The 14,537-nt window shown below is 36.4% G+C and carries 14 protein-coding genes; 7 read left to right on the top strand and 7 right to left on the bottom strand.

The window, feature by feature from the left end; translation table 11 throughout:
• Window positions 1-477: 477 nt before the first annotated feature.
• Window positions 478-4,758 (bottom strand): NACHT domain-containing protein, encoded by a 4,281-nt coding sequence (locus tag CLV31_RS19535; RefSeq protein WP_111394772.1) that lies wholly within the window; start codon window positions 4,756-4,758, stop codon window positions 478-480.
• A 583-nt stretch (window positions 4,759-5,341) separates the two neighbouring features.
• Here CLV31_RS19535 and CLV31_RS19540 point away from each other — a divergent pair.
• On the top strand, window positions 5,342-5,773 hold the full coding sequence (locus CLV31_RS19540; RefSeq protein WP_111394773.1) for a hypothetical protein: 432 nt from the start codon (window positions 5,342-5,344) through the stop codon (window positions 5,771-5,773).
• Window positions 5,770-6,132, top strand: coding sequence for a hypothetical protein (locus CLV31_RS19545; protein WP_111394774.1), 363 nt, complete (start codon window positions 5,770-5,772; stop codon window positions 6,130-6,132). The genes CLV31_RS19540 and CLV31_RS19545 overlap by 4 nt, the downstream gene beginning before the upstream one ends.
• Before the next feature lie 135 nt (window positions 6,133-6,267).
• Here CLV31_RS19545 and CLV31_RS19550 read toward each other — a convergent pair whose 3' ends face one another.
• Window positions 6,268-6,501: a hypothetical protein gene (locus CLV31_RS19550; RefSeq protein ID WP_146250935.1), complete on the bottom strand. Its 234-nt coding sequence runs from the start codon at window positions 6,499-6,501 to the stop codon at window positions 6,268-6,270.
• A 550-nt stretch (window positions 6,502-7,051) separates the two neighbouring features.
• Here CLV31_RS19550 and CLV31_RS19555 point away from each other — a divergent pair.
• Window positions 7,052-8,302, top strand: a complete 1,251-nt coding sequence (locus CLV31_RS19555) for an AAA family ATPase (RefSeq protein ID WP_111394776.1) — start codon at window positions 7,052-7,054, stop codon at window positions 8,300-8,302.
• The gene (locus CLV31_RS19560) at window positions 8,299-8,805 is read left to right on the top strand and encodes a hypothetical protein (protein WP_111394777.1); all 507 of its coding nucleotides are present in this window, start codon (window positions 8,299-8,301) and stop codon (window positions 8,803-8,805) included. The genes CLV31_RS19555 and CLV31_RS19560 overlap by 4 nt, the downstream gene beginning before the upstream one ends.
• 266 nt (window positions 8,806-9,071) lie before the next feature.
• Here the strand turns inward: CLV31_RS19560 and CLV31_RS19565 are convergent, their stop codons facing one another.
• The 5 genes from CLV31_RS19565 to CLV31_RS19585 are packed head-to-tail and all read right to left on the bottom strand — an operon-like array spanning window position 9,072 to window position 12,530.
• The gene (locus tag CLV31_RS19565; RefSeq protein WP_111394778.1) at window positions 9,072-9,908 is read right to left on the bottom strand and encodes a DUF6602 domain-containing protein; all 837 of its coding nucleotides are present in this window, start codon (window positions 9,906-9,908) and stop codon (window positions 9,072-9,074) included.
• Between the two features lie 5 nt (window positions 9,909-9,913).
• Window positions 9,914-10,849, bottom strand: coding sequence for an AAA family ATPase (locus tag CLV31_RS19570; RefSeq protein ID WP_111394779.1), 936 nt, complete (start codon window positions 10,847-10,849; stop codon window positions 9,914-9,916).
• A gap of 2 nt (window positions 10,850-10,851) precedes the next feature.
• Window positions 10,852-11,367: an HORMA-1 domain-containing protein gene (locus tag CLV31_RS19575; RefSeq protein WP_111394780.1), complete on the bottom strand. Its 516-nt coding sequence runs from the start codon at window positions 11,365-11,367 to the stop codon at window positions 10,852-10,854.
• 12 nt (window positions 11,368-11,379) lie between these two features.
• Window positions 11,380-12,345, bottom strand: coding sequence for a CBASS oligonucleotide cyclase (locus CLV31_RS19580; protein ID WP_111394781.1), 966 nt, complete (start codon window positions 12,343-12,345; stop codon window positions 11,380-11,382).
• 11 nt (window positions 12,346-12,356) lie between these two features.
• Complete coding sequence (locus tag CLV31_RS19585) at window positions 12,357-12,530, bottom strand: hypothetical protein (RefSeq protein ID WP_111394782.1); 174 nt, start codon at window positions 12,528-12,530, stop codon at window positions 12,357-12,359.
• Between the two features lie 128 nt (window positions 12,531-12,658).
• Between CLV31_RS19585 and CLV31_RS19590 the strand changes: the two genes are divergently transcribed.
• The 3 genes from CLV31_RS19590 to CLV31_RS19595 are packed head-to-tail and all read left to right on the top strand — an operon-like array spanning window position 12,659 to window position 14,481.
• Window positions 12,659-13,339: an RNA polymerase sigma factor gene (locus CLV31_RS19590; protein ID WP_111394783.1), complete on the top strand. Its 681-nt coding sequence runs from the start codon at window positions 12,659-12,661 to the stop codon at window positions 13,337-13,339.
• Entirely contained in the window at window positions 13,326-13,679 is a 354-nt protein-coding gene (locus CLV31_RS21740) for a hypothetical protein (protein WP_146250936.1), read from the top strand. Before CLV31_RS19590 ends, CLV31_RS21740 begins: the two co-directional genes overlap by 14 nt.
• A complete protein-coding gene (locus CLV31_RS19595) occupies window positions 13,645-14,481 on the top strand; it encodes an ImmA/IrrE family metallo-endopeptidase (RefSeq protein ID WP_181452674.1) in 837 nt (278 codons plus the stop codon). Before CLV31_RS21740 ends, CLV31_RS19595 begins: the two co-directional genes overlap by 35 nt.
• The last annotated feature ends 56 nt before the right edge of the window (window positions 14,482-14,537 follow it).

Here is a 14,537-nt window from a genome sequence, read left to right on the forward strand (position 1 = left end):
CATTAAATGATTATGATTTGCGAAAATCACTCCAATAATTCTGCGATATTCACTTAAATCCGCGAAAATCGCTAAAAGTATACTTACAAAGTAAGCATTTTGTTGACAAAGTCTCTTGCCATCTATTAAAAACTAATCGAGATATTTGACTTTGAGTAAAGAATTTTTGAACCGGTGAGAAAGCAATTTGATCTGTGGATAAAAATTGAATTCAAGGACTGAATTTTTTTAACCTTAACCCAAAAATACCCACTAGTCGAGGACTAAGCTTTAAGAAACAATCCGGTAGGACTGAGCGTCAAGAATTAATTCAGAAGATTAATCTAGCGAGGTGCCATTATGCAGGGAGGCCTTTTAGCCTTGGTCGGGATCTAGGGCGGACAAATCCTACCCAGTCAAAACGAGCATTTGACTACACCAGACGAAGGGTTAAGAATCCTCCCTTATCCCTAACATTTTTGCAGTCTTTTCTATATTTTAATTCAATACATTTTCCATGGCTTCCAGTGCTTTATATCTTATTGAAGGAATGCCAAGAAGTCTATCGAAACAGTCCAATGCCGTCTTTTGCTCTTCACGGTATTTAAAGGGTTCAAGCCTTAGTCTGGAATAAATTGCTAATACCAGAATCAATGGTTCATCACCAGAATAGGCTTTCTTGCTGATATCAACCTTGTCCGGAATATTCATTTTTACAAGTAAATCCAAACATTCTTTTGGATATAAAGATGAACACTCTGTCAAAAACTCCAACAGGTATCTTGGATCGTTACTGAATTGATTGGTAGCAATATATTTTTCCATGAAGCTGTAAAGCTCTCCAAAGTTTTCAATTTTAAACACCCTTAGCACTAGCCCAGAAAATTCGTGTGAAAGATCGAATTCGTTATGTGACAAACATCTTTCCAATACTTGCACTGATCGCTGATCAACTATACCATCCTTAATCAAAAAACTTTCTGCTACCTCGATGGCACATTCTATCGCTTTCTGGCCCAGCCCCATAAAACGGTCATACATTTTGAAATCATTAATATGATCAAAGAGCCAGCTGTTTACAAAAAAGTAGCATTTATCATATAATTCTTCGTGCAATAGCATTTCTTCAAAATAGAAACCCATTCTATCATGGAACTTATTGTTAAAATACTGTGCAGGATTGATGGAACATTCTAATACCCGTGAATCTTTTTGGGCGATAAGCTTCTTGAAAATTACGAAGGAACGTTCGATATCAAAGTGGTTCAAGTAGGCAAGATGAAACATTACACCTGCCAGAATTGTAGTTGATGGATTATTTTTGGGATCAATAGCGAATTCAATCGTAGAGAGCACGTCCTCCTTGTAGTTTGGATAATCGAACAGGTAAAACAAGTTATAAATCGCTGATCCTCTTGGTGTATTGATAAAATCTGAAATCGGATGATTAGGGTTTAGCAAATCATCGCGATATCCTTCTGATTTGGCAATTCCAATCAAGAAATCCTTGATATCTTCAGTAACCTGCTTCGTGTCGATTAGGTATTTAATATGCCAAGTAACATAAAGAGTAAATTCTCTGTTTAAGGATAGCTTTATTTCCCTTCTAACAAGGTTGGCGACCTCTTTAGGGTTATATTTTGCCTTGATCAATGCAGATATACCATGAGAGATGTAACGATAAGATATACCCTTTTCATTAAACAGCTGCCCAATAAAATTACAGAAATGTTCGGGACGCCTTTCCACTACGCTTTCAAAAGATCTCGAAAGCTCAAGTATACCTCCCTTGAAAAAATCAGCAGATTTAAAATCCTCATCAATTTTCCGCATACTTTTTAACCAGGCATCGTAACTGAATTTGTTAAAATTCGCATTCGATAATGGGGAACCTACACCCCCAAACCTACTATTGCCACTATCCAGAGCTCTGTTATGATCGATTCGTCCAAAACGTCTTTCCAATACAATATATATTAGCTTTAACTCACGATCTTTTTCCAGAACTATTTCGGGAAGTGCTTTTAAAAACAAGTACTTTTTTCGGCCGATGGTGAGGCTAAATTTCTTCTTTCCATTTTCTTCATATTTCCATATCTCATAGGGATGGGTGATATTTAGTAGTAGTTTTTTAACCCTTTGGTATTGCCTTAGATCAAAAAGAGATATGGCTTTAGCAATCATTCTGCGAATGTTTAGCTGGAAAAAATCATCTTCCCCCATCAGACCATTCTTGGCTTCGATGATCAATAGTAGTTGGTAGATTTCCTCAATAAATTCACTACTCCTATCCCGCATCAATTTTGTTAAAAGAGTGAGCAAAGCAACATAGTTCGTCGAGGAATGTTTTTGGATAAGTTCTTTAAGTACTTTTCTTTCGCACGTGCTGTAATATTTAAGCAGGTAAAAATCTATTGATTTTTCATCTTCGCTGTCTTTATATAACAATCCGTTATCAAGCTGATAGGAGCCTAGCAGTTCGGAGGTAATTCCTAAATATTCAAAATAATAGGCGTGTTTGGTTTCTTCCAGAATTTCTAATTGAACAGAGAGCAAAAATTCAGCGGTCTTTTGAGGGTTTTGTTGATACAAATTATCAATAATTCTATCAAAGCGATGGTCGAATCTAAAACGTTTAGTACGGCTTTTTGTCTTCAAAATTACTGGCTTGAGCTTTCCAAATACATATTCCAGATTAAAAGGAGCTATTTTTTTTAAAGTCTCAAAATACCAAAGTTCTGTATTCTCATCGTATAGAAAGTAGTTATCAAAATAGGGTAAAAGTTTGGCATCCCAGTTTTTGACACTCGGTATAATGTCTGCTATAAACTTATTTTTTTCTCCAAAATTGCCATTTTCTAAATGATCCAAAACAAGCTTTGCATTATGGTTGATGTTTCGGTAAAGAATTCTGAACACATCATTTTGATTACCATAAAGCAGATGATTTGAAATAAAAAACTCGATCCAACCTTTTGAATTGAATAAGTCAAGAAACAATTTCCCATATTCATTCGCTAGCATATCACATACCAGCTCTTTCTCCTTCTGCGATGGATTTTCTACAAGTCCAAGTTCCAGTATAAATAAATATTTGATATGATACCTGATCTGGTCGTGATCAATTATATTTTTATAGAGTTCTATATATTTTTTATGATCGGCCTCCCTAAGGTACTCAATAACGGTCTTGATCAAAGACCTGATATACAGGTTCTGTCCTTCCTCAAAAATATAGTCGATCAGTTTTCTGTCGGAGATTACGAACCATCGAGCCAGATAATACTCATAAAATGATTGATGAAAGAAAGAAAGTTTACTTTCGTTCTGTACCAGGATTTCATGGGATACTAGATAACTTATTTCTGGTTTGAATTCTTCTAGATATTTCAGCTCAATTAGATTTGGATGCTGTTCATACATCCTTTTCACAATTGCATTTAGGCATTCGGTGAGCAATAGTTCTCTCGGGATCATCACTTGACTCCATAATTCGGAATAGAGTTTAGTCAATGAGATCCTTGACTGTTTCTGCAACAGTTGCTCTAAATTTGGAATTTTGGTGAAAAGTTCAAGATTATAAGGTATCGTAAGCAGTTCGATCAGAAGTTTATTTTTTGTTTCGAGTTTAAGTAGCTTTAAAATGTCTGTTACTTCCGTCTCAGACAACTTTCCAACCTCAATCTGCTTGATAACATGTGTGTCATTGAATTTTCTCAGATCGGCATCGTAATCAAGATCGAAACTCCTGGTCGAGATTATAATTCTTGCATTTGGCAGCTTGAGCAGTTCCTGAATAAGCTTTATATATGTCTTTAGCCATCTCCTGTCCGATGATAAGGTTTGGGATAGTGCGTCTAGTTGGTCAAGTACAACTACAAATTTTTCACCTTTGTCCCGAAGTGTGTTAAAAAGTTCATTGAATGATGCTAAATCGGTAAACAGCTGTTTAGCAAGGCCGTCCAAATTTACATCATAAAACTGGTCACACTTGATAGCAAGGACATTATATTCGTTTTCATTTGCCAATTGATAATAGACATCATGCAGAATTGTTGTTTTACCAACCCCTTTTTTACCTTTTACGACAAGCATCTTTTCTAAAATCTCCTTGCCAGGCAAATCCCTCTTTACCCATGTTACAATTTCCTGGACTGCTTGCCTCTCTACATGTGCTAGCTTATTCTTCGAAAAGTAATTTTTGAGGTTCCTAACATAGTTCGAAGCAGATAAAATTTCTTGATTCAGGTCAAACTTTTTGCCGACTACAGCACTGTGAATATCTCTTACTGCGTTTTTTATTTCTATTTCAAAGGCTTCATCATACAGGCCGAAGGTTTTTAATTCATCGATAAGATCGGCTCCATCCATAAGTTTGATGCAATCATTTGGTAATCCAAAGGTGTTTATCTGCCTATGCTTCCAACTTGCCCACCATTTGTGCTCTTGGATACTTAACTTTCCGGGCAAGCAAAGTATCCAATTGCTGACCTTAAAATCACTTGAACCTATAGCAGTCTTAAAGGATTTCCTTACCTGGGCCTTTTGTGACTCCTCGAAACCGTTGACAAAAAACTTGCATTGGATGACCTTTATTGGCTGGTTTTGAATATCTCCAATAAATACATCGACTCCACCGTCACCGATATCAACCCGTACCGATTTCACGCATTCCCCCTTAAATTTATGTTTGAATAGCGTAGTACAGATGTCTTCAAATTTGCTTCGGGCACCAGATGTGGTGTATCTATTGACCAGGGAAATCCATTCGTCCATCATATATATTTATAATTGGTTAAATCCCATAAATGGATTGGGAAGAACCTCTTAAACAGACCTATAAATACAGATAGGGAGGTTTACTCAAAAGTAACCAATTCAATAAAAAAGAGAAAATATGATTTCAAGACAATTTTTTTCCTACTTCGGATTTAAAAAACCTCGTTAAACCACTCAAAAAACCTCACTTTTTCCGCATTCACCCCCAAAATACCCAGTACTGGGTATTTTTTAGTTTCAGATTTTTCCCTTTCTTTAGCAACCAACTCACTACCATCCAATTGCCAATCCTTAACGAATCAAACGATTCCAGCATTTCTGAGATTTCTTGATTTTCCGTTTCTTCAAAATGCTTCGACTCGAGGCTAGGGCTGTCTGGAATGGGCCGGAATATTCAATCTTTCGCTGCTTGATCGCCTTCTCCTTAAGGAGAATGTAGGGGTGAGGTAGAATTGGCAGTTTTAACTGCAATCTGGGATACCGTTTTCCTAAGGCCTCTCTTTTTTGGCCAGATTGCGTTTAAAACTCTTTACGTTACCAGCAATAATAGCGGACATGACACGAACTAATAAAATTAGAAATTATGAGTGACGAAAAAATAGACAAAGAACAATCGGACTCGCAGAGTGAAAAGTCATCTGACAAAGGAAACGAAAGTCCAAAATCAAGAAAGGCTTTTTCAAAATTAAGACGTGAACTTTCTGACGAAGAATTAAATTCTCCTGCTGTTCAAAAATTGCTTTTGGACAACCTTGACCAACTCGAAAACACAAATTTTGAGTTGGAAATATTTGAAGAAAATTTTCATGCTGTTGACAAAGAAAAAGCAGTTCTTGAAGAAAAACTTAAAAGCACTAAATCATCTGAAATCTTATATACGTTCACTTTGACAATTGGTGCTGCAATTATGGGCTTAGCACCAACTTTTTGGACGACAGGTTACGGATGGTTAGTTGTAATAGTTGGTTTTCTATTAGTGCTTGGTGGTTTAATTTCTAAATTTGCAAACAGATGAGTATTCAAATAAAATATATAAAGAATAATGGTTCAGCAGACGAAGAACGTATCGTTTTTGAAGTCACTAAAGATTGTGATATAGGATATTACTTAGTTTGCGATACCTCTTACACTTCAGACGGAAAAGTTTCAAATAAATTGAGACATCCATACTGGTTTCCAGACAAAGATGTTAAAATTGGCGACCTTGTTGTTTTATATACAAAAAAAGGGACAAACAACTCAAGAGTGAACAAAGACGGTAGCACTTCTCATTTCTTTTATTGGGGTTTGGACAAAACAATTATTAATAATGACAATGACTGCATAGTCCTAATTGAATCTAAGAATTGGACAGTAAAAGGTGTTAAAGGATAGAATTACTGCTGGTAACAACTAAGCTTTCGTGCGGCTTGCAAAGCCAAGCATGAAACCGCTTCCCGAAAGCTTTCGGGACGGAGAGGTTCTTATAGGGATTGAGTCAGGATTCTTGGAGGTATTTGAGGAGGCTGTTCAAGTCAAAAAGTAAATCCTACCTACCAAAATCAACATATAGTCAAAAAATTGGATCTTTTTCAGTCCCTCCAAACTTGTTTTGGAAGGGCTTTTTTGTAGCTCGGGCATAGCTTCCCCAGCCCGACAAAAATCCGGAATCAAAATGGGATGGATTCGGATGAAAAGGTCGCCTTTGGCGGGCCCCTTTTTGGCTGTCTTTGGATGCTTATCATACTCTTCTTCTGGCATCATGAGATATCATCAACCCCAAAAATTCTCTCTTCCCCCTCCCTTTTTTCTCCTTTACCACAATAATACCCAGTACCAAAACAAGCCCTTAAGAAACAGTCCGGTGGACTGTTTTAGCGAGGGGCCAGCTTGCAGGGTTGCTTAGTTCCAGATTTTTCTCTTTCTTGAGGAACCAACTCACTACCATCCAATTGCTATCCTTTATCCAAACTAAATGATTCCAGCATTTCGGAGAATTCTTGATTTCCGCTTTCTGATAGATGCTCCGGTTCAATAGAGTACAGTAAGAATTAGAACAGAATCTCTAAGTCTACCACTGCTTGATCGCCTTCTCCTTAAGGAGAATGAGGGATGAGGTAGTGTGGGAAGAGTGAGGTAGCAAAGCCAATTGAAAATTGTTAAGGAAATAAGGGTGGAATTGCAAATCCCACCCAATCAAACGAAATTTGACTACTCCCAGAAGGATTAATCATATTCCTATTTGATGCATTTGCAAATTTTTTGAGCCGTTACTGATTCAATGTTGTAAATTTGTTAGACTTACATTAAAAAAATGAGCAGGATAAGAATTAAAAATTTTGGACCAATAAAAGAGGGCATCAAAGATAATGATGGTTGGATTGACATTAAAAAAGTAACGGTTTTTATTGGAAATCAAGGTTCAGGAAAAAGCACAGTTGCTAAACTAATTTCCACGTTCACATGGATTGAAAAGGCTCTAACACGTGGCGACTACGACAAAAGGCACTTTGAAAGAAAAAACAAACTGAAAAATCAATACTTAAAATATCACAGAATTGAAAACTATTTTTCTAATCATGAAAATCAAAATAGAACTCTTATAGAGTATTTCGGTGATTCTTTCAATATAGCTTATGAAAATGGTAATCTTTACATCGAAGATGCCAAGAATGGATATTATCCATTACCACAAATAATGTATGTTCCTGCTGAAAGAAATTTTATTGCTAATGTAAAAAAAGCAAAAGCACTTAGTCTCACTTCTGATTCGTTAATTGAATTTGTGTCCGAATACAACAATGCATTGAATTCAATGAAAGGTAGTATTAAATTGCCTATTAGTAAGGTTCAGGTTGAATATAATAGATTAAATGATATCGTATATTTAAAAGGGGATGACTATAAAATTAAATTGACTGAATCCTCAAGTGGTTATCAGTCATTAGTGCCGTTGTATCTTGTTTCCACGTATTTAGGTAATTCTGTCAAAAATCAAAGTGAAAATGATAAAGAGTTAATGACAAGTGAACAAAGAGAACGTTTTAGAAAGCAAGTACAAGCTATATTCATTAATGATGACTTGACGGAAGAGCAAAAAAGAATAGCGATTTCGGAAGAGGCAAAGAAATTTAATAAAACTGCCTTTATAAATATTGTAGAAGAACCTGAGCAAAATTTATTTCCAAGTTCACAAAAGGAGATGTTGTTTAGTTTGTTGGCAGTAAATAATATGAATAAAGGCAATAAATTAATTATGACCACGCACAGTCCATATTTGATTAATTATTTAACATTAGCAGTTAAAGCAGGTAACCTTTTTGAAAAAAGTGTGACTTCTGAAGAAAAAAGTAATTTTAAAATGGCTTTATCAAAGGTAGTTCCGATAGATTCAGTCGTTAATCATAATGATTTAGCTATTTATGAGTTGAATGAAGAAGATGGGACCATTATATTATTGGACAGTTATAGAGGTTTACCATCTGACGAAAATTATTTAAATCAAGGACTAGCAGAAAGTAATGAATTATTTGCTCAATTATTAGACCTTCAACAAGCCTTATGAGTACTAATTTTTCTGAATTGAGCTGTCAGACTTATTCCTCTGCTAAGCTTTTTGGTATTTGTGATGATCCACCACCTGCCTCAATTCCAGCTTATATAGATGAGAAGAATGGTGCGAAATGGATAGCTGTTGTTGTAAATGATGACAAATTTGAGGTGACATTTACTGCGATCGACAACTGTATTGTGATAAAAAGAGCTGACGGAAAACTAGCTAAACGTTGTGATGGTGTTTTAACTTATGATTCAACAATAATATTTGTAGAATTAAAGCAAAGGGGTGCCTTAGGGAATGAATGGGTAAAAGATGCTGAAAAACAGCTTAAGGTCACAATTGGGTATTTTGAGTTTGAAGATGAAGCTGAAAACTATGAACAAAAGAAAGCATATATAGCAAATAGTGAACGTCCAAAGTTTAAAGTAAGCCAATTAAAACGGATGGAGCAGTTTTTTAATGAAACTGGTTATGTGTTAAGAATTGAGAATAGAATTATACTTTATTGAGAACAAACCTAGTTGTCATATTGGACGAATGGTGAACAACCTTCTTCACTAAGGACTAAGTAAAGCTTTTCACCTTGAAAATCCGGAAGACGTTGACTCCCTGAATCCGGAGGGTTTTCCAAAGCAGAATTTGTTTTATTGCGCCAATTTCACCTGACATTTCGAGAATGTTGACTCTTTAAAGAAGGATTCAGGCTGGATTCCGGAGCATATTGTCCCCACATTTCAAGGTTTTTGTTTCTTGTCAATTCACTAATCATTAAGTTTTATAGCTCTTCATCTATTTTAAAATTTATTGCTCTCGAATATTCACCTAAATCAATAGCTGCCACCGTCCCTATACTTTGCTGCAAATAACGAAGCAATTGAAAGAAAAATGAGACAAGGGAGACATCAGCTTTACTAAATTCAATGTTTTCTATTGTTCTGGTATGATAGTAGTCGTTGATACGCTGTTCATAGTTTGTCGTATTAACATCCTCATCACCCACATAATCTACGAAAAAAGCACCGTAATCCACTGCGCATCCCATATCTATGCTCTGAAAACCGATTAAGTTTTTTAAATGATTTTCAACAGTCTCCGTTTTCTTAAAACTATTGGTACTTGTTAAAATACCTCCTAGGATTTTTGTCAAGGGTCTTGGGTCATATTTTTTGCCTCGATCAATTATTGAAGTAGTTGTGCGTTTTAATCGTCTTACACTTTCTATTTTTTTTCCTGCATACTCAATGTAGCTGATTGAATCTTTACCGGAAGTGATCGAGCCTTTTAGGTCAGGCTTAACTTCAAATATTGCATATACACCCTCTGCTGGAATATAGTGGATGCCATTTTGAGTCAGAACAAATGGAGTGTACTGTTGGTCATAAATCACCAAATCTATTTGATCACTAAGCTGGCCTGTACTATCTATAACAATTGCCTTATCGATGCAGTATCTATTTGGTAGGTACTTTCGCAACCATTCAATCCATGTGTCCTCTAAAGAATCTCCTTTGGAACCAGGATGTAAAATAAAATCTCTGTTTGTGCTCAGTTGAGCAGACATTTGATTTTGAAGACCGGAAAATAATTGCTTTAAACTAATTTTATCTGCCATTATCTTTAAATTTCTTTAAATGGAGGTGTGGGATAAATTGTTCTTGCTAGAGCTATCGCTCTTTCGGGTTCTACACCTTTATTGGGATATGCGTCAAGTACCAATGCAGGTATTAGACGTTGAACCAAATCAGAAAAAGTAAAACCATAGGTGCGTTCACCATTGGAACCCGTAAGTTTTACTATTTCTTCAATTTGAGTTAATGTAAAGCCCAATTCTGTTAGTGGTTCGACTAATAAAATATGGCGTGCTTCTTCATTTGGCCTGCTAAAATAGATGATCTCTGCTGCGCGGCGCCTAATTGCTGGATCGAGTGAATTGGGACGGTTGGTGCACATGATCACCGCGGCTGGGTATTTTCCATTACCTAGCGCATCTATGCCTCTTATGAAAGCGTTTACGCCTGCCTTATCTTCATGGTGCATTTGATCATTTTCCCGTGATTGGGCTAAAGCATCGGCCTCATCCACCAACAAGATTACTGCCCCTTTAGATTTTTGATCACCATCTTTAAGTTTCTTGGCTCTATCAATTGTGTAATCAAATGCTGCTGAAATAAGCTGAGTCATTTGACCTACGCGGCCTTGTCCTCTTGTAGCTAGTGATAATGGAAAAAGCTCAACATCAATTTTTTCCTCACGCGCTACTGCATCTCCAATAGTGTATGCTAATTCAGATTTACCTGAGCCAACATCTCCGGCCAAAACGATTAAAGGTGGACGTCTCAAAACGAAATTGGTAATTCTGTTTGCACCAGGATGAAAGTTGTTTGCCCAATCTTTGATGCCAAATGGATTGACCAAAAGGCCTAGGATTTTTCTTAGCGTTTCTTTAGTACCATCCAATCCAACCAACAAATTGAATCGTTCTCTCATGTTGGGATCTGGAAACGAGATAGTTTGCTCGAATAATTCCGAAAATGTAGGTTTAGTTTCACCCATGATTAGAAACTTTTAAGTGACGAACGATCAAGGGTCCTGCCTCCTGAAGAATAACTTTTATCAGAACTCATGTAACCATTGATGCCTGGTGCCGATCCAACGCTTCTTATAAAGGGTAGACTTTTTTCAAAATTGGCAAGTTCAGCCGAAGTCAAATTGCTGTAATCCGAATTCCATATCATGAATGAAGCAAAAAATGCCCCATTTATATCTGCACCTGCTCTGATTTTTCCAGGGTCATCATCAACGGATGAAAGATTTGATAGATCACGAGCTGAGTACCGCAAAGTCGGTTCGATCCAATTGTCATTGCGTTTAAATCCATAGGTGACTTCAGCCAGAAATCCCTTTTTTAAAAATTCAGTTAATTCTGCTTCATATAAAGCGATAGTTGAATCACTTGGAGAGCCATATAACCGTTGTATCCTTTTTAGGTCAGTAGCAACCTTGGAAGCCAAGTATTTGGCATGCGTTGTTGTAAAAGTAGTAGTCTGTGAATATGTGTAACTTAAACTCATAAATTGATTTGTTTAGATTTGAAATGATGAACCAAATACTTTTTGCCAGTAATAGACTGTTTTTTCTTTTGTTGTTGCATTAAGAGCTGCGTCTATAGCATCACCTGCGTCTAAAGCGGCATCAACAATAGCTTGTGCTTGAATAGAAGTATAGAGCCTGGCGGCATTGTTTTTTGGATTTACTGGGTCAACTATTTTGACGCGCTCCGAAAATGCGGAAGTAGTCGGTTTTTGAAAGTAATCGTTAAAGGCAATAAGTTCTTCAAGATTGCTTGTCGCTAGATAGGTAAAGAAGCTCTGAAGTGCTTCTGGGTAGTCTGAAAAGTCGATACCATCATCCAGAAGCTTTGCCATGATTAATTCTATCATGAACGATTTGAATTTAAAATTGGGGTTTTCCAACTTTTGTACTTTAGCCCATTTTTTCACAAGTCGTATGGTCTGAGAGAAATGGTTTGGCTGTATTGATTTCCTGTTTCTGATGAATTCTAGATGTCTAGGAATGCAAGTCGCCAAATAGGATCCATCATCTTGACTAATCAGTTTTCCGTACCAATTGGGATCTCCTTCGTAAACAATTGGCACAATATCTATGTCTAGGCCGGATCCCCTAAATGAGATTGTCACCGAGTAGGTGTTCGGTCGTACTTGTTCTGGCTGTAGATTCGGAAATGCCTTTCTAAGTTTTTTTGCCAGGTATTCAACTAATTCTTTAACATTTTTAAGGTCCTCAGAACATTTGACATAACAAGCCATGTCAATATCGTTCAGATCTCGAAGGGCAGTTCCCTTTGCCAAGCTTCCGGACAGGAGTATTTTCTTTAATGTAAAATCTGGATGTTCTCGAAGGTAATTTGTTACTTTTTCCCTGACCCTTCTCGCTTGTTCGCGATATTCATCTGCCCATTCTTTCGGAAGATTTACTTTGTCTTTGGCGTATTGGGCTATTTCATCTTGCCCCACATGTATTCTTGACATATTTATTTAGTTTATTTCTCCTTTCTCACTCCTTTAAAAGGTTCCCCGTCCTTCTTCCCATCCATAAATTTCCCGGTTTCTTTGTCTCGTTTGGTCCAGATTCCAGTTTTGGGATTTAGGACTTGGGACCGACCGGTAACTGCCCCTTTTCTTGCGTTATCGCCATATGGTTTGTTTCTTGCCATTTTTTTGGATTTAGTTCTTTACATTGACTACTAAAAGCGTTAGATTAACCTAACCTTGGAAAAGCAGTCAGCCATACTACTAAAACCATTACTAACGGTATTGGGTAGTCAATGTGTAATGTTGAAAAATGAACAAAAGTCAAGACTTGAATAGCGAATCAACGGAGAACCTCCTGGAGTATATCCAATGGAAAGACGATCCTGACTATACGGAAATTGCCAAGGAGGCATTTAGAGTGTTTACTTTCCGGTATCAGTTAGAACTTCTAAGGAAACTTACTCCAATTTGTAAAAATTGGGGATATGACAAACAGGTTGCCACAGAATTAGCTTACGAGGCCTTTAACCGCATTTGGAAATATCCCAAATTTGACCTTTCAAAATCAAAGCAAAAAGATTATGACACCGCTGTTAAGTTTTATCTCTATGCTATTGCTAAACGACTTTTAGCTGACTACAAAAAAAATGAGACAGGCGTACCGAACCCATTTACAGGAAATGAAGTAATAATTCGTGAATTGCCCGATATAGAAATATTAAGCGATGGCAATAAATTCCGTAAAGCAGAGTTGGTAAAAATGTACGAGTTATTAGATGCAGCATTGTCAAGACTTACACCAAAACACAAGATAATTTATCTAACATACAAACATTACGAATCATTGACAAACGAGGGGTACAATTTACCGAGACATTTAACAAAGAAATTACAGGACGAACTTGACCTAACGCAAAACAGTATTCGTGTTTACAAGAAACAAGCAATTGAAGCAGTTAATACACATTTAAAAATATATGGCTCAAAATAAAAAACATATTACTCCAGAGAACATAACTGAATGGTTATCTTCTACGGGTTTCCTTTTCCCAAGGAACGAAGTTGAGCTTGAAAGATTTGAAAAACTAAATGGTGATGTTGATTTCGGCTTAACAGGGATAGAGATTGACCCTGATAAAATCATTAACGGCACTTTTAGAGAGAAAAAAATCGTAAAAATGCCTTCTGATATCAATCAGGAAGAAATTAACCCATATCGTATGGCAGCACGTAATGGCAATAACTTGCCAAAGCACATTATGGACAAAATCAAGAAAAATCAAAGTAAACCAAAAGATGATTCAGACGGGTCGGAAAACACAAATATGTAAATTAGCAGAATATATTGCTAATGAGTTTTCAGACAAAAATCTTACTTTACTTGATGAGATTGCCAAGTTTGAAGATGTCCCGATTCATTTTGACAACTACGAAAACGCTTTTGACGGAATGTTGCTATATGATACAGACAGCAAAGACTTTCACATTCACATAAACATTGATAACGGGAACAAGCAAAACTCTAAACGTGGAAGATTTACACTTGCTCACGAACTCGGTCATTTTTTCTTGGACGAACATCGATTGGGTTTAAAATACGGTTTGCTTGAACCACACGCTTCATTTCATAACATCAATCACAAATCGGCAATTGAATTAGAAGCAGACTATTTTGCTAGTTGCTTACTAATGCCAAAAGACAAATTCAGAAACTTTTCTGCAGAGCACAGGAGACTAACAAGGAATAAAAAGTTCTCTCTTGATACAATTCTCGGTCTTTCAAGTAGCTTTCAAACTAGCGTATTATCCACTCTTATGCGTTTCGGAGAAGTTGGAACACATGAAATATTTGCTGTAATTTCAAAAGACAATGTTGCTAAATGGTATGTAAAAAGTGCTGATTTTCCAAATTGGACTTTTAAGTTCAGAATAGGTGACGCTGTTCCCCAAACTACAGTTGCAGGAGAGTATTTCACAAAAGAAAACAGTAAATACACAGGAATAGAATCTGTATCAGCAGATGACTGGTTTTACATACCTTCAAATGATAACAGAGCAGGCAGAAAAATGTATGAGCAATGCTTTTATTCCGAAAGCTATGGATATGTAATAAGTTTAATATGGTTTGATTGAATTATTCTTAAGTAAATACCCTACTTATACATCTATTTTACACTCTCGCTATCATC

This window comes from Algoriphagus aquaeductus (assembly GCF_003253485.1).
GTDB lineage: Bacteria > Bacteroidota > Bacteroidia > Cytophagales > Cyclobacteriaceae > Algoriphagus > Algoriphagus aquaeductus.